We start from the raw sequence: 18,583 nt of genomic DNA, 5'->3' as shown, positions 1-18,583 counted from the left end.
TTCATCTGCGCGTGAACGTGCCCTGGCGATCCTGATCCCAGAACTCAACCCATACCGACCGCGCGCGGTCCCCGGCGTACGCGAAACGCACCTGCGACACTGAACCGTGGTTGGCGTTTTCGCCGCTCGGCTCGAAAGTGAATGTGTCGCCGTCGAAGTGAGTCAGCGCGAAGGTCTGGTTCTTCGGACCGATCGACATCTTCAAGGTCGTACCGTTGGATATGACCGTCAGGGGTCCGAAGTAGTTGTTGGCGTAAACCCCCGCATAGGTGTCTAACGGCCTCGCGGGGGTGGCGTTGGGAGGTGGTGTGCGGCCGACCAATTCGCCTTCGGGCTCAGAGGACGGCATGATCTTGGCGTATTCGGTCAGCCAGTCCGTCGTAATCCGGCCGTACTGGGCGAGATCGGTGAACTCCTTGGTCAACGTCTCGGGCACACCGACCGGTGCGCCGTTGGTCAACACCACGATGCCAATATTCAGCGATGGAACCAGCACGAAATTAGTCGCGGCGCCCGAAGCGAATGCACCCGAGTGACTCAGGATCGACCGCCCGGACGGCTCGCTGGAAATATTGAAACCGAAACCCGTTGCGGCAGGACGGAAATCAGTCTGGCCCGATTGCAACGCGAGCTGCGGAGTCATCGCCTCAAGCAACGCCTCTTCCGGAATTGCCTGCTTCCCTTCGTATTTCCCGCCCGCCAGCAGAAGCGTCATCCACTTCGCCAGATCCTTGACATTCGAGCTCACTCCCCCTGCCGGTGCCTGCGCATCGGCATCGCGCTGGTACAGGGGTTGAAACTTTCCATCTACTTTGGCGTGCAGGGTCGCGCGGTTGCTCCTCGTGAGGAAGTCGCTATAGCGAGCACTCGTCGACGACATCCCGACTGGACCGAAAAGTGTATGCGCACTGAGGTCTTCCCAACTCTCGCCCGCCTTATTCGCGACAGCGGTGGCTGCCGCGGTCACTCCGAAATTGGTGTACAGCTCCTGCGTTCGGAATGGGGCTAGCGAAAGATACCGAAGACGCTCGAGGACCTGGTCGCGGCTGTAGCCGACATCCTCCAAGTTGTCCCCCGCATGGTCGGGCAGCCCGGAACGATGACTGAACATATCGGCGAGCGTGACATGTGCGCTCACGTAGGGATCGGTGAGTGTAAACCCGGCGATGCCATTGACAATGGGCATGCTCCACTCGATTCCACGACTGCCGACTTGCCCGGCGACCACCGTGGCCGATACCGCTTTTGACACCGAGGCGATCTGAAACACGGTATCCGCGTTCACCGAGTCATCTTGTCTGCGAATGTCTTTGACACCGAACCCACCGACGTAGACGGTCTTGCCATCGCGCACGACGGCGACTGCCAGACCGGGAACACCGCTGCGCTCCAATAGCTTTCGCGCCAGGTCCGGAACCTGACTGACCGCGTCATCAATACGGGTGGAGTCAGCGGGGATTCCAGCAACGGCTGGCGGCGGCGTCGAGCCGACTGAAAAGTCGCTGGACGCACTGTCACTGCCACTGCCACACGCACTAAGCAACAGGGTCGCGGCGACCAACGTCGCGAATATCGACCCGCGGCCACGATTACACACGTGATTCATCAGTTCTCCTCACGGATCCCCGTGTGAAGAAACTTTAGTTCGCGCGCTGCGGCCTATTGAGGCAAAACGGAAATTACAGGTGCAGGTCCTTGGCCCTGATCGCGGTTGTCGCCGCCACGCTGATAGCCGCCGTCGCAACGAGATAGCCGCACGCGAGCCACGGCGAGCCGTCGGAGACGCCGATCAAGGCGGTCAGGATCAACGGCGTCAGGCCCGACGCCCAGATGCCGGAGAACTGGTACACCACCGACAGTCCGGTGTAGCGAACGGGCGTGGGAAACAGACTCGCGAATAACGTTCCCTGCGCACCGTAGAACAAGGCATGGACGACACCGAAAACCAACACCAACCCGACGGTCAACCACACCAGATTCGCAGTGCCGAACAGTGCGAACACCGGGTAGACGAGTGCGCCATAGGCAGCTATGCCGATCAGGTAGATACGCTTGGGGCCGAACTGATCTGCCAACAGGCCTGACAACGGGAGCAGCACCGCCATGACCACCGCTGCGATGCTGACCGACAACAGAACCGGTACTTTCGCCAAGTGCAGCGTTCCGGTCGCATAGGTTATCGCGAACACGCCCCAGGTATTAAAAGCGGCCCCCTCACCCCATCGCGCCAGTAGGCCGAGCACGGTGTTGCGGGTATTAGGTTGGCGCAGAACATCTTTGAGCGGTGCGGATGATTTCTTGGCGAGCCGGTCCACCTCGCGGAACGCAGGCGTCTCCTCCACTTTCAATCGCACGACGAAGCCGATCACCACAAGCACGATGCTCAGCAGGAACGCGATACGCCAGCCGTATGACTCGAACGCGCCATCATCGAAGACGAGTTGTAGGAACGCGAAAACCACAGTGCCCAAAGCTAATCCGACGGCAAGCCCAATCTGCGGGATGCTCCCGAACAGACCGCGACGTCCCCTTGGGCTGTGCTCGACGGCGAGCAGCACCGCGCCGGCCCATTCGCCGCCGAGCGCGAAGCCCTGCACGATCCGGAGCACCAGCAACATAATCGGTGCCGCGATACCGATCTGGGCGAACGAAGGCAGTACACCCATCAACGCGGTCGCGACGCCCATCAACACCATCGTGAGAGCCAGCGTGCGCTTGCGGCCGATACGGTCGCCGATATGGCCGAAGACCACTCCGCCGATGGGCCGCACCACAAAACCAACCGCGAAGGTTGCGAATGCCAGCATGGTGCCGACGAATTCGGTGGCGTCGGGATAGAAGACGGGCTTGAACACCAAGCTGGCCGCCGTCGCGTAGAGGAAGAAGTCGTACCACTCGACGGTCGTGCCCAGCAGGCTGGCAAGGACGACGTTGCGCAGCCGACGTTGGTCAGCGCTACCTGCCGCCCCAGTGTCCCCGGGCGCCGCCGACGCAGTCGGTCTCGTGTCGGTGACAGTCATTCACGCGAGAGTAGGTAGTCGCGCGAACCGCGGACAGACTAAGAATCACAGTGATTCCTCGCAGACGATCGCACACAGTTACGTGCCGAACCCCGTAATTCCGTTCGACTTTCGCGACGCGGACCGGAAAATCAGTCACCACAGCACTCCCGGGTTCAGTAATTCATGCGGATCGAGCGCCGCCCGAATTGCTTTCATCGCCGCGACATCGGCGGGATCACGTGTCGAAATCCATCCAACCTTGGCGCGTCCGATGCCGTGTTCGGCACTCACGCTCCCGTCGGCCTCCACGGCGAGTCGCAATGCCGCATCGGCCAAGGCGTCTTGCTCCTCCGCTGGCACATCGAGATAGTTGACGTGAATATTTCCATCACCAACGTGCCCGAACAGAATGGTTCGGCATCTATAGTTTTGCGCGTCTCCCAGTGCGGCAAAGGATTTCACCGACTCGGCTATCGACGTCAACGGCACGGAGATATCGAGTTTCACCGGGACCGTCGACGATGATCTCGCGATGGCCTCGGTATGCCCTTCCCGGATCGCCCAGAGATCCCGCGCCGCCCCCTGCTGCGCGACGACGTCGCGAACACCCGCAACACCTGAAATAGCCTCGGCGGCAACGGCATCGAGGTCACCCGAACCAGACACCTCGATCAAGGCGTAGTACGGAGCCGCGACCGATGTCGGCCGACGATAGCCGTACTCGTGAACCAACTCGACTCCGGCCGACGTCATTAACTCGGCCGCTTCCACCCTGAGCCCGGAATCACTAAGTACGTCAACAAGATCCAATGCGACCCGCGTGTCGTCGATAGCTGCGACTACAACCAGCCGGGACGCGGCGGGACGTACCAACGTGAAGAGCACCCGAGTGATAATCGCCAGGGTACCTTCACTTCCAGCCAGCAACCCCGGCACGTCGTATCCAACATTGTCTTTTACCAGGCGTTTCCATCGTCGGACCACGGTGCCGTCGGCGAGGACCGCCTCGATTCCGCGTACCTGCGCACGGGTGTCGCCGTGGGCGATCGTGTGAATGCCGCCCGCGTTGGTGGCAACAATTCCACCAGCGGTGGCGCTGTCCCGCGAGGCAAGGTCGACGCCGAAAGACAGTCCGACTTCTCTTGCACGCATGGCGATTTGGGCTACAGTAACCCCCGCTTGGACCTCAATACACTTGTCAACCTCATCGAGAGGTCCGACATCGGCCATTCGGGCCGTACTGAGCACCACGGCGTGGAAGCCAGCTTCGGCGGGTACCGATCCGCCCACCAGTCCGGTGTTGCCACCCTGTGTGCATATCTTAATCCCGTGTGCCGCACAGACTTTCACAATGCCTGCCACCTCGGCCGTACTGGCCGGGCGGATCACCGCCAGTGCTGCACCGGTATAACGCCCGGTCCAGTCGGTGAGGTATCCCCGGGCGGCGTCCGGGTCGGTGATGACATGCGGGGCGCCGACGACATCCGCGAAAGCCTTCAGCGCCCCGACGGTCATCAGATCAGCCGGTCACGGAACGTCGGGTCGTAGGCGACGATTTCGTCGGCCCGCCCGTCGGCATGCTTGTGGACCCAGTCGGGATCCGATAGCAGTGCTCGCCCGACGGCTACCAGGTCGAACTGTTCGGTGTCGAATCCCGTGAGCAGAGTATCGATCCCGGCAGCTGCTGCCGTTCCTGATCCCACACCCGCCGCACTGGTGAAGACCTGATCGAGGCCAACCGAGCCGACCGTGATGGTCGGCACCGACGAGAGTTTGCGTGTCCACCCGGCGAGCGTGAGGTGTTCGTCGGCGTCGGGGAACGCTACGTCGCCGAAGCGCCGCGTTGACGCGTGCAGAATGTCGACACCCGCGTCGGTCAGCGCGGTGACGATTTCACCCAATTCCCCTGGGGTATCGGCGATTCGGGCGTCATACTGATCGGACTTCCACTGGGAGAACCGATAGATGATGGCGAAATCGGGCCCAACGGCACCTCGGACCGCTCGAACCACCGCGGTCGGGAAAGCGGTGGGGACACCGTATTCGTCGGTCCGCCTGTTCGTCTTCCGCCAGAGAAACTGGTCGAGCAGATATCCGTGCGCGCCATGCAATTCCAAGCCGTCAAAGCCAACGTCGACAGCGAATTTCGCGGCCTTAACGTACGCGTCGATTAGCGCATCGATATCAGCGGCGGTCAACGCCCGTCCCAGTGGCGTACCGTCCAGCGCCAACCCCGACGGTGATACCGACTCGACCTCCGGCCGATACTTCGGGTTATCGCCGCGAACGACGCCGAGGTGCCACAACTGCGGAACGATCTTGCCGCCTTCGGCGTGAACCTGCTCTACGACCTTTGCCCATCCGGCCGCCGCGTCGTCGCCGTAGAGATGTGGAATGCGTCGCCCCGGGCCAACCGCGGGGTCGGGAATGTAGGCGCCTTCGGTAACGATCAGTCCGACGCCACCCGCCGCGCGTTTGCGGTAATACTCTGCAACGTCGGCGCCGGGCACGCCGCCCGGCGAGAACATCCGGGTCATCGGCGCCATCACGATTCGGTTGGGCAGCGTGAGATTACGGCTCGCGAAGGGTTCGAGCAGGCTGCCGAAACTGTCGGTCACGCGCGTGCTCCCGTGTCGAATGCGGCGAGCGCGTCGGCAACCGAGGTGGCGCCATCGTTAAATTCGATGATCGCACCGACGGTGGCAGGCTCGGCCAGGGTGGCAGCGATGACCTCCGCAACCGTCGATCGCCGCACCGATCCCTTCTCGATCGGGGTTTGCTCCGAATTGACCGAGATATCCCCGGCAATCGGCTCATCGGTCAGGCGGCTCGGTCGCAGGATCGTCCAGTCCAAGTCGGTCGCGCGCAGCGCCGCGTCGGCCGCTGTTTTAGCCTCGGCGTAGGCGTAGAACGAATTGTCTTGCGGTACACCATGATCGGGACCAGCGCCGAAATACGACACCATAACGAAACGTCGAACGCCCGCTCGGGCCGCCGCGGACATCGACTCTATTGCGGCGTCACGATCCACTGCGTAGGTTCGGGCAGCGTCGCCTCCACCAGCTCCGGCGGACCACACCACGGCCTCGCTGCCACGCAGCGCGTCGGCGACTTCCTGCAGTCCGGCGTGTTCGATGTCCACGACAAGCGGATGCGCCCCCGTCGCGACCACGTCGGCGGCCTGGTCAGGATTGCGGATAATTGCCGTTACCTCGTCACCGCGCGCACTGAGCAGCCTCGCTGCCTGCAAGGCGATCTTGCCATGCCCGCCGATGATGGCCACCTTCGTCATATGTACTCCGTTTCGTGTCGTTGGCTTCCTCGACTGCAACGCTTCGGGCCCGGTGCCGCATTCCTGCGGTCCCGGGCCCGAAGTGTATTGCGCGGTCGAGCGCTAGTCTTTGAGCACCTTCGGCGCGATCGATTCCCAGATGGCGACGAGTGCTGCTGCGGCCGCGATGGAGATTATCCAGCGAATCCAGTCGATGCCGCCGGTATCACCCTTGTCTAACAAGCCTTCCCACACCCAATAGCCGATGAGCGCACCGGCGATGCCAAGCACCACGGTGATCACCCAGCCGACCGCTTGTTTGCCCGGCATGACGAGGCGGGCAAGCGCGCCGATGATGGCGCCGAAAATAATCGTTCCGATGATTGAGCCGATCATTGCGGTGTCCTCCAGTTTGAGACTTCCACGGGATATGACGAACCTGACGCGCCTGACCCTACCGGTCCAGACCCATACGACAGTGTCCGTTTCGGTCACGAAGCGCTACCGATTGATTGCGTAGCCGCCGACAGCGAATGGAGCAGACAATGTGAGTCGTCTTGTCGCGTCAGCCCTGTATGAACTCGACTCCGTTTTCGTTGGCGATGATGACCGACCGATAGTCAACCTTGGTGACATTCGTTCCTGGCGGCAGACGACGTTCGCTCAGCAACTTCAGGTCGGAACGACGCATGGTTCGGACGATGCGGTCCTTGATCACGACTACTTTGGAGCGGCCGGCAACCACTATCCGATCCGCGGTGAAATCACGGCTTTTCGCGGTGATTCCCAGGTCTTTGGTACGTCCGTCAGCCTCGACGAATAGGCTTCCATCAGTAAGGAAGTCCGGTCCCCAATTGTCGTAGTCGAAATGCGCACGCTTTCTGTACAGGATCTTCCCGGTAGTCGGATTGATCAGGACCTCGGTCTCACCGACGCGCATGATCGGTAGTCCACCAAAGTTCACATCTGCGCTAAAGCCGATTATCCCGGGCACCGTGGTGAGTAAGCGGCCATCGTTGTCGTAGAGCCGCGTCGCGGGAGCCTCTGGAGCGCTGATGGACGTCGCGAATCCGGTTCGGAAGGTTTGAACAGACGCCTGAAGCGAGGTGCTCTCGACTTTCGGACGCTCGTCGACAATGAGGTGATTGTCGAGTCGAGACCGGATCTCGATGCGGTGGAACGGCCTAACGCCGGTGCGCGCGGGAACAATAACTGTCACCGTCGCGATGGTGCGTGGGCCATCGCCAATATCTCCGCGATTACGCGCAATCGCGGACGCAGCGGCGGTCGGAGGGCCACCCTTGAGCTGTTTCTGCACGCGATTGCTTCCATCGACAACTATCCGCCCCGACTCGGTGGTGGTGCTGGCGGCGTCCAAGCGTGGCACGCACCACACCTGATCATCGCTCTCAAAGAAGCATCCTCGAACATCATCACGTGCCCACCGGATATGACCGGTGGCGCGATCGACGAGATACGTTCGGCGAGCCCCGGTATCGATGCTCGCCGAAGCTAAGAGCAACGAGGCCGGGGTCGAATCGTCAACTCTCGCTTGCCACTCCGGCTTTTCTCCCGCGATCTGTGGTTTGGTCCGCAAGACGGGGAGGCTGGCCTGAGAAAGCAACCAACCGCTCTCAGTAGGCCCAGGGGCAGGGGCCTTATCGTAAGCCGACGCCGAAGCGCTCGAAGTGGTGCTCGCAAGGGTGGGGGCGCCGCCGCTCCCCTTCGACGGCTCGCCATCTTTCGCCGGCTCGTTCGTCGCACAGGCACTGAGTAACAGCACCATCGCCGACCACACCAACAGCCCGCGTCGATGTCGAACCGACGATGATCTCGGCCCACTCGCGGATAAACCAGAAATCATTGCGATCCTTCACCTGAGGAACATCTCAGCAAACTATCGCTCCCGCTCGTCACAGCGTTACCGATTGATTACGTAGTGTCGGACAACTATTAATTGAGTATCCACTTCGATCGAAAGCCCATATGAGCACCGCATCTACCCCGTCCAAGGCAGCCCATCTTCATCACAACCTGATTCGGATCAGTCGTTCGCTTCGTGCGAGCGCGGGCATCGGTGGGTTGACGGCGGGGTCGTCGTCGGCGTTGTGGACGATCGTCAACAATCCCCCACTTCGGCTGTCCGACATCGCTGATCGCGAGTCAGTTGCCGCGCCGACGATGTCGCGCATCGTGGCCAACCTGGAAAGTGCCGGATACGTGGAGCGCACCGTTGACCCGGTCGACGCTCGCGCCCGTCTGTTCACCGCCACCGCCGCTGGCGTCGAGTTGATTACCAACGCAGGCTCGCGCAAGGCACAAGTATTGTCAGCAGCGATCGACGGTCTTTCTGAAAGCGATCAGGCCAAGGTTCAAACGGGTCTGGATATCCTTGCTCGTGCGCTGACCGGTTCCGTCCAAACCGCAACCACCCACTGACGTCGACGTCGGGTTAGGCGGTGAGCAACCGAGTTATCTCGGTGGTCACATTGTCTCGGGCCGCGGCTTCCCAGTGCGCGCGGCCGTACTCGGTCGCGTAGATCGGCCCACCCGACAACATCGCATCGAGGATCGCGGCTCGCGCTGGCCCAAAGACCGCATCAGGCACATCAGCGTATTCGGCCCGCACCAGGGCCGCGTAGCTCTCGTATTCGTCGGGCGAACCACCTAGTACCGCGAGGTCGGCGTCCATGAGCGCGGCCGCATTATGGTCCTGCGCGTCCACATTGTGCGCGGTCGTCGCCTCGACCAGACGTGCCACCTCATCGACGACAGCGGGCGAATAGTCGGAAAGCATGTCTCTGGCCAGTCGGGCCGATTCCGCCTCATTATCGGAACGGTCGATCTCATACACGGCGTCGTGGAACCACGCGGCGAGATAGACCGGTTCCGGATCGAATGGCACACCGCTCGCGGACAGAGAATCAAGTTGTGCCAGAACAGCTTTGAGATGGTCGACGGTGTGGTAGCGACGGTGCGGTTGGGACCACCGCGCGAGAAGGTCCGCGGATTGTTCGGGTGTCAGAAAGTTCGCACCTGGGAGCAGCTCGATTCCGTCCGTCGACTCAGTCATTGGGCCACGCTAACGCATAGTCGAGGCCCATCCGGTCATAGGTGCGTCGAGGACCCGTTTCGGCTTCGACGGAAAAGCACGAACCCGCCATAGATCGCGAGCGCGACAAACGCGAGCCAGAACAGACCTTTGAGAAGCGGCCCAATGATCGCGAGAACGATCAGTACTGCGACAATGATGCCGAGGATCTTCCAGAACGACGTACCAGTGGAATTCGAAGTTGAAGTAGTCATGACTCCACTGTGGCCGCCGTCCATGTGAAAATCACTAGTGAACAGCACACTTGGGGGAAAGATCAGGGCATACCCCCACCGCGCGGCAACTGTTTCGGTGTCGTTGTGCAATAGCCGAGTTCGTCGGGGCTGCCGAACCCGCCGCGGTCACGGAACCAGGCCACGACCAAATCGGCGACCATCGACGCCGACTCGGTCACGAGGTATCCGTGAGTGCAATCCTCGAACAGATCATCGTGATGCCAGCGGTTGAGCTCGATGTCTGGCGCGGCGTAACTGTCGAGCAGAGGAATGATCATCAGCATCGTCGACAATCGCAGCAACAGGCGGCCGCCTGCCAACCGTTGGATCTGCGCACAGTGAACGTCGTATGAGTCACCGACGCGCACGTGGTGCGGGCCGACGTCGAGAACCCCGGCGACCGGAATGGCGCCGATCCGTTCCTCCAGCCAGCCCGCGGCGACGCGCCACGCCGACGGCCCTATGTCGGGTGACTGTGGGCTGTGCTCGGTGTCGTGACGATCAGGTATTGCCATGACTGTTCCTCCTCGTGTGATGCTGTTTTCGAGTAGAGCACGGCACTCTGACAATCTTCGCCCACACGTTCGACACCCCGGCGGGTAGCGTCGTCACGATGACGGCCGACCCGCTCGATACGCTGCTTCGATGGTCCGATTCGGGCGCGATCTGGCGGGTCCTGTCTCGTAACCGCGACTCGATCACCATCGGTCTGTTTCGCTGCGACGGCGGCGAAGAGGTCGATCGAATCACCTCGGCGGCGCCCGAACTTCGCGCCTACGTCGGCGAACGGTCGTCAAGCGAAGACTGAGGAATAAGTGGCCCCGGCGGCGGCTTGAACCGGCTATGGCCAAGACAGTCGTAGCAACCGCATTCGGACAACCCGCCGACGTCGTCGAGGTTCTCGACATCCCAACTCCGAGTCCCGGCGCAGGGCAAGTGGTCGTCACCTCGCGGGCCAGCGCACTCAATCCGATCGACGTCAAGACGATCACCGGCGCGATGGGCACCAATCCGGCGAAGTTACCTATCGCGATTGGATTTGAAGCATCTGGTGTTGTCAGCGCCATCGGTGAGGGCGCGGTGAATTCATCCGGTCGGCCGCTGAACGTCGGCGACGAAGTTGTCGTCTATCGCGCCAACGGCGGTCTGTCGACCGACATCCTCGCCGATGGTGCTGACGTCCACGACAAGCCCGCCGACCTGCCGTTCGACGTCGCAGCCGGTCTGTTGCTGGTGGGAGTCACCGCTGCCGACACCCTGGCGACGGCCGCGGTGACCGCCTCCGACACCGTGCTCATCCACGGCGGCGCGGGCGCGGTCGGAACCATCGCCGTTCAACTCGCAATTGCCAAGGGCGCCAATGTAATCGCGACTGCCTCCGAGTCGAATCACGAGTATCTTCGTGGCCTCGGCGCAGTACCCGTCACCTACGGTGAGGGGCTGCTCGAACGGGTGCGCCAGGCCGCACCCGACGGCGTCACAGCCGCTATCGACACCGTCGGCACCGACGAAGCCATCGACGTATCGCTCGCGGTGGTCAGCGATCCGGCCCGGATTGTCAGTATCGCCGCGTTCGGCCGCGGTGACGACGCGGTATTGGTCAACGGCTCGACTCCGCAGAGCCAGCGCAATCGTCTGGGCGCCATTCCCGGTCTTCTCACCGACGCCGCCGCGGGACGCCTCGTGCTCGACGTTGCGAAAGTCTTTGCCCTCGACGACGCCGCGGCAGCACTTACCGAACTCGCTGCCAGCCATCCGCGCGGAAAGTTGATCCTGCATCCGTGATCTAGTCGGTGCCATTGTCCGCCCGGACGCGCCATCTGGGGCCAATTCACAACCCGGACAAGTAGTGTCGACATATGCCCGAGTTGACTCCGGACGAACTCGACGAACAGGTCGAGGCGGTGTTCGCCACCCTGCTCGACGCTCCGCCTGCCCGTGACGACGACGGCGATATTCCGTTGCAACTCGACGCGTGCACGCTCTATGTCAGCACCGTCTATGACGCCCGCGCCATCGACGTGTGGGCACCGATCGTGGTTGCGATCACCGATACCGCGCAGGCGGCTTTTACCGTTCATTTCCTTAACAACAAATTCCCCGAGCTCAAGTTCCGGTTGTTGGCGGATCGGCTCATCGTCGGCAGCAGGCTCTTCGCCGACCCACTGGTGACACCACACGTCGAGCGCCTTCTCGGACACCTCTCGCAGGCGCTGGCTGGTCGCGACGAAATCGCCGCGGTCCTGGGCGGGCGGACCCCCGATACCCCGCAACCAGATTGGCGCGACGATGAGCAAGAGCGTGAGCGCACGATCCTGCGAACGATCTTCGAATTGCAGCATGCCGATAGTCAGATCAGCGCCGACGACGTTATCGCTATCTGCCACGGCGACCAGCAGACCGTGCTCAATGTACTCGCATTGTCGAATAACCTTGAGACGCAGTTACGTTCAGATGCCGAACATGACCTCGACCCGACGGACGCGGCTAACGATCGCGCGTCGGCCGACGACTGGAAACACACCAGCGACGCGCTCCGGGTGGCATTACGCACCATCGCGTTGAGTTAGGAACGCTGGTCAGAACAGCCGCGATTCCCGGACCTCGGCTGGCTCTTCCAAATCCAACAGGAAGCGTTTGCGCTCCACACCACCCGCATAGCCGACGAGCTTTCCGCCGCTGCCGATTACCCGGTGGCAGCCCACCACTATGCCCACGGGATTCTGACCAGCGGCCCGCCCCACTGCCTGAGCGAGTCCGACGCTGCCCAAATCGGCTGCCAGCTCACCATAGGTACGGGTACATCCGAAGTCGATCGCCGCGATCAGATTCCACACGCTGACCTGAAACTCGTTGCCGCGCAGCACCACTGGTAGCTCGAATACCGAGCGGGATCGATCGAAATACTCGGCTAGCTGCCGAGCCACCGCCCGGAGGAAATCGTCTTCGCTGAGCTCGACTCGGGGGCCATCGACATTATCTGCACGCGATTTGCCACCGGAGAAATACACGCCGACCAGACAGTCGGCATCAGCCTCCACATCGGCGACGATCCTAACCTCGCCGACCGGACTCTCGATGAGACTGTGCCGCAACGTCATCAGTCACTCACCTGCTCGCCCAGCTGTTGGGCCAATGCGTCGAGTACCGCAGCATCCTCAATCGTAGAAGGCACGACGTAGCGCTCGCCGTCGACGATCTGACGCATCGTCTTACGCAGGATCTTGCCCGATCGCGTTTTCGGCAGGGCCGCTACTACGGTCACGTCTCGAAAGGTGGCGACTGCACCGATTTCGTCCCGAACCATCTGCACCAATTCCGCTCGCAGTACGTCAGGCTCGACGTCGGCCCCCGCCTTCAACACCACATAGCCGCTGGGACGTTGACCCTTGAGTTCGTCGGTGATCCCAACCACGGCGCATTCAGCGACGGCCGGATGCGTAGCGACCACAGCCTCGATGCTCCCCGTCGAAAGCCGATGTCCGGCAACGTTGATGACGTCGTCGGAACGGCCGAGCACAAAGACGTAGCCGTCGGCATCGACGTAACCGGAATCGCCGGTGAGGTAGTACCCCGGAAACGCCGACAAATAGGAATCGCGGAACCGCTCATCGTCGCGCCACAGTCCGACGAGCGTTCCGGGCGGCAACGGAAGCCCGACTACGATATTGCCTTCGATTCCCGCCGTCACCGTGGCACCATGTGCGTCAACGACTTTCACGTCAAAACCGGGTACCGGAACTGTCGGCGAACCGGCCTTGATCGGCATCGCCTCCAACCCCCGCAGATTGGCCGCGATCGACCAGCCGGTCTCCGTCTGCCACCAATGATCGACGACAGGAACACCCAAAACCCTTTCCGCCCAACGAAAAGTATCCGGGTCCAACCGCTCACCGGCTGCGAAAAGTGTGCGCAGCGACGATATGTCGTAGTTGGCGAGTTCAGCCGCTTCTGGATCTACTTTGCGAATAGCTCGGATCGCGGTCGGTGCGGTGAATAGGGCATTTACCTTGTGCTCGTTGATTATTCGCCAAAAGGCGCCGGCGTCGGGGGTGCCAACCGGCTTGCCCTCATACATCACCGTCGTCGCGCCGACCAGCAGCGGCGCGTACACGATATAGGAATGTCCGACCACCCAGCCGACGTCGGAGGCCGTCCACCACACATCGCCCGCACCGATGTCGTAGATGTTGCGCATAGACCAAGCCAGCGCCACGGCATGACCGCCGTTGTCCCGTAGCACGCCTTTGGGTTTTCCAGTAGTACCCGAGGTGTAGAGGATATACAGCGGGTCGGTAGCTGCCACGGTCGTCGGCGGTACCGAGACCGCTGAGGTCGCCAATTCGTCCCAATCAAGCCAATCGTGGTCAGCCGCAGAGCCATTCACCTGCGTCCGATCTTTGACTATCACCGTAGATGGCGGATTCTCCGACAGCTCAACGGCTTTGGCGACGATGGGCAGATACTCGATTACCCGGCCTGGCTCCAATCCGCCGGATGCCGTAATCAGCGCGACCGGTTGGGCGTCGTCGATGCGGGCCGCTAGCTCCGGTGCCGCGAATCCGCCGAAGACCACCGAATGGACGGCGCCGATCCGCGCACACGCCAGCATCGCGATGGCCGCTTCGGGAATCATCGGCAGGTAGATGATGACGCGGTCACCTTTGGTCACGCCGTGCGCGGCCAGCACTCCGGCGAATCGAGCCACCTCGTCAAGCAATTCGGCATAGCTATAGGTTCGCTGCTCACCGACCATCGCCGAATCCCAGACGAGCGCCGCACGATCACCATTGCCCGCCGCCACGTGACGGTCGAGCGCGTTGACGCAGGTGTTCAATTCGGCGTCGGGAAACCATCGGTACGCCGGTGCGGCAGAATCGTCGAGGGCCCGTGTCGGCGCGGTTACCCAGTCGATCGGTGACGCGGCGTCGAGCCAGAATCCCTCGCGGTCGGAGATGCTGCGGGCGAATTCTTGCGCATAACCACTCATCCATCGACCCTATCGTTTGGACAGGCGCATACTTCTACTATCTCCGAAGCAATATTCGCAGACAGTGAGGTAACCCCGTGAGAAAGTTTATCGGCACCTTCATCGCATCCCTGCTGGTCGCGAGCTGCTTGATATCCGCTCACGCGACGGCGTCACCTGAACCAGTCATCTACGACTGCGGCGGGGCCAAACAAACTCGACCGACGACGATCATCGTGTATTGCGGAGACGCCGGGATAACCGTTGGCTCCATAGTCTGGACGACCTGGGCCCGAAAGTCCGCCCAGGGCAACGGCATTCAGTACACGAAACTATGTGTGCCGAATTGCGCCGAAGGTGGCGTCGCCTCACGACCGGTCAGTATCCGTTTGTACAAGATCGTCGGCGGTGCGTTTACGCGCATCACTCTGTCCGGCGCGGGCGGAGTGACGTCCTACCAGCTCACCGGAGCGAGCCCGCATCATCGGTGAACGACACAGGCACCTCACAGTCGACTCGAACCGATGTGTCATAGGGTCGCGCTAGCGTCTGGCACATGGACATCACTCACACCCCCGCCGCCCAACCGCTGTCCGTCGACCTCACGGTCGAGCAAGTTGCCCTTGCCTGCCATCACGATCAAACGCTCGTCGCGAGACTGATCACGCACGCTGATCGCCAGTCGGCTCGCTGGATCGAGCATGAGCGCCATTGCCAATCCCTGGCCCAGTTCGACGCCGCGCAAATCGCATCCGAGCAGGCCCAAACGTGGTCATTGCTCGGCGCGAAATTCGTTGCCGTTCAGCGCTTTCTACAGGCCGGGCAAGTTCAGCTGGCGTCGTAGCCCAGAATGTAAGGCATGAGCACTCGCACCGAAGCCTCCTCGTTGCCCGATCGTCTGGCCAGTCATCTCGACCCGGTCGTACAAGCCGCAACCGACGGTCCTCTCACCGGCGAGGGGCGAGTGCCCGGCGTAGTCGCCGGTGTGACCACCGATACCGAGACGGCATACCTGTCGGCCAGCGGCCGACGCGCACTCGACACCGAAACGTCGATGACCACCGACACCGTCTTCGGAATCTTCTCGACGAGCAAAGCCATCACCGCCACTACAGCCCTGACTCTGGTGGACGAAGGGCTATTAGATCTCGACGCCCCAGCCGACACCTACCTGCCCGAACTCACGGATATCCAAGTCATCGAAGGATTCGACAACGCGGGTAATCGAATCCTGCGACCCGCGGCGACCGTTCCGACGACTCGCCAATTACTCACGCATACTTCGGGATTCGGGTACGCCTTCTATAGCGACCGCTATCTTCGCCTCGCGCAGGATTTCGAGGTCCCCGACATCGCGACCTGTAAACGCGCATCTATTCAGACGCCGTTGCTGTTCGATCCCGGCACCGACTGGATGTACGGCACCGGCCTCGATTGGACCGGCCTGGTCATTGAGGCGATCACCGGCCAACGACTCGGCGACGTGATGGCCGAGCGTATCTTCACTCCACTTGGCATGTCCGACACCGCATTCGGCGTCGATAACGCCGCGCGCGAGCGATTGACCACACTGCATCATCGTCGGCCTGACGGTTCCCTCAAACCCAATCACCGGTTCGCGCCGATTCCCGACCCCGAGGTTCACATGGGCGGACACGGCCTGTACTCGACGGTTGGCGACTACCTCACGTTTCTGCGCATGTGGTTACGCGATGGCCGCGCGGACGACGGAACTCAGGTCGTCGCAGTCGACACCATCGCATTGGCGAGTGAAGATCACCTGCACCCACTGACGTTGCGCGATCTCACTACCACGATGCCGCCGCTGTCCAACGACACCAAATTCCTGCCCGAACAGTCATGGTCACTGGCTTTCGCTCGAGACGGCGTCACCGCACCGACGGGACGCGCCGCCGGGTCGCTGAGCTGGGCCGGTCTAGCGAATCTCTACTTCTGGCTCGACCCGCACAACAAGATCGCCGGATACTGGGCGGCTCAGGTCTTCCCCTTCGCCGATCGCGTCTGCTTCGAGCACTATCAATCATTCGAGGCCGCGGTCTACCGCGCACTGAAATCCTGAGGGCAATTCGCTCCACTTGCCGTTTTACTCCGAAATGATCTCAGCGATTCAACAGACTCGCGCAGCATAATTTCCCGACGTGCACCACAACCATCACGGGATATCGCTACTAGACGGGTGGCTGCCGACCTCGGTGATGGTGGCCGCACTGTTAGCGACAGCGGTGGTGATCGGCGTGCGGCCACATCGCTCGATTGCCCGGTGGCTACCAATCTGCGCCGGCGTAGGGGCGAGCGCGTTTCTGTTTGTCCGCGCGGACTTATCATCACAAGGTCTTGTAGGTGATCGACCGCCAGCCACGTTGTGGTGGTGGATCGGCACGACCGGATTCGTCATCGCCCTGTCTGTCGTCGGATTCCGTACCGCTGGCTGGGCTGCTCGGTTATGTTCGCCGCTCGCGATCGTGCTGGCTGTCGCCAGCACGGCTATCACCGCTGACCAGTGGACCGGCTACTTTCCGACGGTCAGTGCCGCGTGGAACACAATGACGGCCGGTCCCCTTCCTGACCAAGCTGAGCTTGCGGACCTGCCATCGCTGCGCGGGAAGCACACCGACACCGGCACGGTCGTCACCATCACAACGCCGTCGAATATCAGCCATTTCCACCATCGCGCGGAATATGTGTATCTGCCGCCGGCATGGCTCTCCTCACCCGCCGCGGCACCGCCGCCCAGGCTGCCGGTGGTGATGATGCTTCCCGGCGTTTTCAACACACCGCCGGACTGGATGCGCATCGGCAACGCGATCGAGGTTGTGGACAGTTACGCACGAGCCCACAACGGTCAAGCACCGATCCTGGTCTTCGCCGACGTCACCGGCGGCTTCCGGAACGACACCGAGTGCGTCAACGGACCACGCGGCAATGTCGCCGATCATCTGACCAAAGAGGTACGCCCACAAGTGATCTCACAGTTCGGCGCCGACCCGTCACCGCGGTCCTGGGGCATCGTCGGATGGTCGATGGGCGGAACATGCGCGGTGGACCTGACCCTCATGCACCCGGATCTATTCACCACCTTCGACGACATCGCCGGGGACGCGGCACCCAATGTCGGCACTCCGGGCGTGACACTCACCCGCTTATACGGGGGCGATTCGCATCTGATGGCAGAATACGACCCGATGGTCGCGTTAAAGGCGCACGGGCCTTACCACGGTGTGTCGGCATGGTTCGAAGACAATGGGGACCCCGGTGCCGCATCGGATCACCGGTCGAATTCGGCGATGGCCGCTGCGGCAAGCGAAGTCGCGGCGGCTCGGGCGTTGTGTGCGGCGGCCAGGCAGTTCAAAATCCACTGCGAAATCCACCTCGACCCGGGACGACATACTTGGCAGTTCGCGCAGGCGTCCTTCGCGGAGGCGCTCGACTGGATGGTCGCACACCTCACCGGTCGCCCAGCACAAGTTCATGCCGACCACTTACCTCCGGCCCTCACATCGCGGCATCGACACCGATAGGAATCGCGCCGACCGACCTACGCTTCGCCGTCGCGACGTTCTTGTTCGCGCTTTTGCTCCCGCGCGATTCGGCGCTGTTCCTCGGCACGCGCCCGCAGGCCCTCGAGGAACTCGCGATCGGCCTCCGGATCAGCGGGAATGTACCGACCGGGCCGATCGTACTCGGGAAATTCGGAGGCAAACCGCCCCTGACGTCGTGGTTCGCCACCGGCCGGTCGGCCAACCGCCAGCCAGACCAGGGCGCCGGCCAAAGGCAGGATGATCACCACGATCACCCAGCCGACTTTCGGCAGCCCCCGAATCTGTGATTCGTCGGCGCTGATGATGTCGATCAGCGCGATGACGAGTATCAGCAGTATCAACATACTGAGAAAAGGCATGATCCCCTCCCGTAAAATCCGTCTTCAATACGACGAATCTAGCAGGTGGGGCTTAGAACCGGCGAGTGCACCGCCTAAATCACTCCCAACGCCAG

The 18,583-nt window shown here is 61.9% G+C and carries 21 protein-coding genes; 8 read left to right on the top strand and 13 right to left on the bottom strand.

Translation table 11 applies throughout. The features are described 5' to 3' along the window. Position 1: 1 nt before the first annotated feature. The 7 genes from GOEFS_RS00775 to GOEFS_RS00745 form a co-directional block, all read right to left on the bottom strand. Complete coding sequence (locus GOEFS_RS00775) at positions 2-1,606, bottom strand: serine hydrolase (protein WP_007315950.1); 1,605 nt, start codon at positions 1,604-1,606, stop codon at positions 2-4. A gap of 73 nt (positions 1,607-1,679) precedes the next feature. Continuing rightward, complete coding sequence (locus tag GOEFS_RS00770; protein ID WP_007315949.1) at positions 1,680-3,020, bottom strand: MFS transporter; 1,341 nt, start codon at positions 3,018-3,020, stop codon at positions 1,680-1,682. 135 nt (positions 3,021-3,155) lie between these two features. Continuing rightward, positions 3,156-4,517 carry an FAD-binding oxidoreductase gene (locus GOEFS_RS00765; RefSeq protein ID WP_007315948.1) on the bottom strand — a complete coding sequence of 454 codons (1,362 nt, stop codon included), beginning with the start codon at positions 4,515-4,517 and terminating at the stop codon, positions 3,156-3,158. Beyond that, positions 4,517-5,620 carry an NADH:flavin oxidoreductase gene (locus tag GOEFS_RS00760; protein WP_007315947.1) on the bottom strand — a complete coding sequence of 368 codons (1,104 nt, stop codon included), beginning with the start codon at positions 5,618-5,620 and terminating at the stop codon, positions 4,517-4,519. Before GOEFS_RS00760 ends, GOEFS_RS00765 begins: the two co-directional genes overlap by 1 nt. Further along, the gene (locus tag GOEFS_RS00755; RefSeq protein ID WP_007315946.1) at positions 5,617-6,294 is read right to left on the bottom strand and encodes an NAD(P)H-binding protein; all 678 of its coding nucleotides are present in this window, start codon (positions 6,292-6,294) and stop codon (positions 5,617-5,619) included. The genes GOEFS_RS00760 and GOEFS_RS00755 overlap by 4 nt, the downstream gene beginning before the upstream one ends. A 102-nt stretch (positions 6,295-6,396) precedes the next feature. Then, entirely contained in the window at positions 6,397-6,669 is a 273-nt protein-coding gene (locus GOEFS_RS00750) for a GlsB/YeaQ/YmgE family stress response membrane protein (RefSeq protein ID WP_007315945.1), read from the bottom strand. A 169-nt stretch (positions 6,670-6,838) separates the two neighbouring features. Next, entirely contained in the window at positions 6,839-7,870 is a 1,032-nt protein-coding gene (locus tag GOEFS_RS00745; protein WP_138917827.1) for a hypothetical protein, read from the bottom strand. A gap of 389 nt (positions 7,871-8,259) precedes the next feature. Here GOEFS_RS00745 and GOEFS_RS00740 point away from each other — a divergent pair, with 389 nt between their 5' ends. Further along, positions 8,260-8,712 (top strand): MarR family winged helix-turn-helix transcriptional regulator, encoded by a 453-nt coding sequence (locus tag GOEFS_RS00740; RefSeq protein WP_007315943.1) that lies wholly within the window; start codon positions 8,260-8,262, stop codon positions 8,710-8,712. A 13-nt stretch (positions 8,713-8,725) separates the two neighbouring features. Here GOEFS_RS00740 and GOEFS_RS00735 read toward each other — a convergent pair whose 3' ends face one another. The 3 genes from GOEFS_RS00735 to GOEFS_RS00725 all read right to left on the bottom strand — a co-directional run bounded on the left by GOEFS_RS00735 (position 8,726) and on the right by GOEFS_RS00725 (position 10,115). After that, the gene (locus GOEFS_RS00735; RefSeq protein WP_007315942.1) at positions 8,726-9,346 is read right to left on the bottom strand and encodes an HD domain-containing protein; all 621 of its coding nucleotides are present in this window, start codon (positions 9,344-9,346) and stop codon (positions 8,726-8,728) included. Positions 9,347-9,381: 35 nt separating this feature from the next. Next, positions 9,382-9,579, bottom strand: a complete 198-nt coding sequence (locus GOEFS_RS00730) for a hypothetical protein (protein WP_050949720.1) — start codon at positions 9,577-9,579, stop codon at positions 9,382-9,384. Between the two features lie 62 nt (positions 9,580-9,641). Then, a complete protein-coding gene (locus GOEFS_RS00725; protein ID WP_007315940.1) occupies positions 9,642-10,115 on the bottom strand; it encodes a hypothetical protein in 474 nt (157 codons plus the stop codon). 98 nt (positions 10,116-10,213) lie between these two features. On the opposite strand from GOEFS_RS00725, the gene GOEFS_RS00720 reads away from it, so the two are divergent. The 3 genes from GOEFS_RS00720 to GOEFS_RS00710 all read left to right on the top strand — a co-directional run bounded on the left by GOEFS_RS00720 (position 10,214) and on the right by GOEFS_RS00710 (position 12,170). Then, on the top strand, positions 10,214-10,408 hold the full coding sequence (locus GOEFS_RS00720; RefSeq protein WP_007315939.1) for a hypothetical protein: 195 nt from the start codon (positions 10,214-10,216) through the stop codon (positions 10,406-10,408). Between the two features lie 35 nt (positions 10,409-10,443). Continuing rightward, positions 10,444-11,385 (top strand): NADP-dependent oxidoreductase, encoded by a 942-nt coding sequence (locus GOEFS_RS00715; RefSeq protein WP_007315938.1) that lies wholly within the window; start codon positions 10,444-10,446, stop codon positions 11,383-11,385. Between the two features lie 74 nt (positions 11,386-11,459). Beyond that, positions 11,460-12,170 carry a T3SS (YopN, CesT) and YbjN peptide-binding chaperone 1 gene (locus tag GOEFS_RS00710; RefSeq protein ID WP_007315937.1) on the top strand — a complete coding sequence of 237 codons (711 nt, stop codon included), beginning with the start codon at positions 11,460-11,462 and terminating at the stop codon, positions 12,168-12,170. A 9-nt stretch (positions 12,171-12,179) separates the two neighbouring features. On the opposite strand, the gene GOEFS_RS00705 is transcribed toward GOEFS_RS00710, so the two are convergent. Both GOEFS_RS00705 and GOEFS_RS00700 read right to left on the bottom strand, forming a co-directional pair. Beyond that, on the bottom strand, positions 12,180-12,701 hold the full coding sequence (locus GOEFS_RS00705) for a methylated-DNA--[protein]-cysteine S-methyltransferase (protein ID WP_007315936.1): 522 nt from the start codon (positions 12,699-12,701) through the stop codon (positions 12,180-12,182). Then, entirely contained in the window at positions 12,701-14,590 is a 1,890-nt protein-coding gene (locus GOEFS_RS00700; RefSeq protein ID WP_007315935.1) for a propionyl-CoA synthetase, read from the bottom strand. The genes GOEFS_RS00705 and GOEFS_RS00700 overlap by 1 nt, the downstream gene beginning before the upstream one ends. A 77-nt stretch (positions 14,591-14,667) precedes the next feature. On the opposite strand from GOEFS_RS00700, the gene GOEFS_RS00695 reads away from it, so the two are divergent. The 4 genes from GOEFS_RS00695 to GOEFS_RS00680 all read left to right on the top strand — a co-directional run bounded on the left by GOEFS_RS00695 (position 14,668) and on the right by GOEFS_RS00680 (position 18,108). Further along, the gene (locus GOEFS_RS00695) at positions 14,668-15,060 is read left to right on the top strand and encodes a hypothetical protein (protein WP_007315934.1); all 393 of its coding nucleotides are present in this window, start codon (positions 14,668-14,670) and stop codon (positions 15,058-15,060) included. A 65-nt stretch (positions 15,061-15,125) separates the two neighbouring features. Further along, positions 15,126-15,413, top strand: coding sequence for a hypothetical protein (locus GOEFS_RS00690; RefSeq protein ID WP_007315933.1), 288 nt, complete (start codon positions 15,126-15,128; stop codon positions 15,411-15,413). A 15-nt stretch (positions 15,414-15,428) separates the two neighbouring features. Beyond that, entirely contained in the window at positions 15,429-16,649 is a 1,221-nt protein-coding gene (locus tag GOEFS_RS00685) for a serine hydrolase domain-containing protein (RefSeq protein ID WP_007315932.1), read from the top strand. Positions 16,650-16,728: 79 nt separating this feature from the next. After that, entirely contained in the window at positions 16,729-18,108 is a 1,380-nt protein-coding gene (locus GOEFS_RS00680; RefSeq protein WP_083837195.1) for an alpha/beta hydrolase, read from the top strand. 17 nt (positions 18,109-18,125) lie between these two features. Here the strand turns inward: GOEFS_RS00680 and GOEFS_RS00675 are convergent, their stop codons facing one another. Further along, on the bottom strand, positions 18,126-18,488 hold the full coding sequence (locus GOEFS_RS00675; RefSeq protein ID WP_007315930.1) for a PLD nuclease N-terminal domain-containing protein: 363 nt from the start codon (positions 18,486-18,488) through the stop codon (positions 18,126-18,128). Positions 18,489-18,583: the final 95 nt, after the last annotated feature.

It is taken from the genome of Gordonia effusa NBRC 100432 (assembly GCF_000241305.1).
GTDB lineage: Bacteria > Actinomycetota > Actinomycetes > Mycobacteriales > Mycobacteriaceae > Gordonia > Gordonia effusa.
The sequence above is the reverse complement of the archived record's forward strand: the minus strand, read 5'-3'. Positions and strand labels throughout refer to the sequence as shown.

Bases quoted from the DNA above. Each gene is read 5' to 3' on its own strand.
- GOEFS_RS00735 (WP_007315942.1), bottom strand. From the start codon at position 9,346: ATGACTGAGTCGACGGACGGAATCGAGCTGCTCCCAGGTGCGAACTTT.
- GOEFS_RS00685 (WP_007315932.1), top strand. From the start codon at position 15,429: ATGAGCACTCGCACCGAAGCCTCCTCGTTGCCCGATCGTCTGGCCAGT.
- GOEFS_RS00755 (WP_007315946.1), bottom strand. From the start codon at position 6,294: ATGACGAAGGTGGCCATCATCGGCGGGCATGGCAAGATCGCCTTGCAG.
- GOEFS_RS00720 (WP_007315939.1), top strand. From the start codon at position 10,214: ATGACGGCCGACCCGCTCGATACGCTGCTTCGATGGTCCGATTCGGGC.
- GOEFS_RS00675 (WP_007315930.1), bottom strand. From the start codon at position 18,488: ATGCCTTTTCTCAGTATGTTGATACTGCTGATACTCGTCATCGCGCTG.
- GOEFS_RS00710 (WP_007315937.1), top strand. From the start codon at position 11,460: ATGCCCGAGTTGACTCCGGACGAACTCGACGAACAGGTCGAGGCGGTG.
- GOEFS_RS00705 (WP_007315936.1), bottom strand. From the start codon at position 12,701: ATGACGTTGCGGCACAGTCTCATCGAGAGTCCGGTCGGCGAGGTTAGG.
- GOEFS_RS00770 (WP_007315949.1), bottom strand. From the start codon at position 3,020: ATGACTGTCACCGACACGAGACCGACTGCGTCGGCGGCGCCCGGGGAC.
- GOEFS_RS00690 (WP_007315933.1), top strand. From the start codon at position 15,126: ATGGACATCACTCACACCCCCGCCGCCCAACCGCTGTCCGTCGACCTC.
- GOEFS_RS00740 (WP_007315943.1), top strand. From the start codon at position 8,260: ATGAGCACCGCATCTACCCCGTCCAAGGCAGCCCATCTTCATCACAAC.
- GOEFS_RS00765 (WP_007315948.1), bottom strand. From the start codon at position 4,517: ATGACCGTCGGGGCGCTGAAGGCTTTCGCGGATGTCGTCGGCGCCCCG.
- GOEFS_RS00715 (WP_007315938.1), top strand. From the start codon at position 10,444: ATGGCCAAGACAGTCGTAGCAACCGCATTCGGACAACCCGCCGACGTC.
- GOEFS_RS00700 (WP_007315935.1), bottom strand. From the start codon at position 14,590: ATGAGTGGTTATGCGCAAGAATTCGCCCGCAGCATCTCCGACCGCGAG.
- GOEFS_RS00730 (WP_050949720.1), bottom strand. From the start codon at position 9,579: ATGACTACTTCAACTTCGAATTCCACTGGTACGTCGTTCTGGAAGATC.
- GOEFS_RS00750 (WP_007315945.1), bottom strand. From the start codon at position 6,669: ATGATCGGCTCAATCATCGGAACGATTATTTTCGGCGCCATCATCGGC.
- GOEFS_RS00725 (WP_007315940.1), bottom strand. From the start codon at position 10,115: ATGGCAATACCTGATCGTCACGACACCGAGCACAGCCCACAGTCACCC.
- GOEFS_RS00775 (WP_007315950.1), bottom strand. From the start codon at position 1,606: ATGAATCACGTGTGTAATCGTGGCCGCGGGTCGATATTCGCGACGTTG.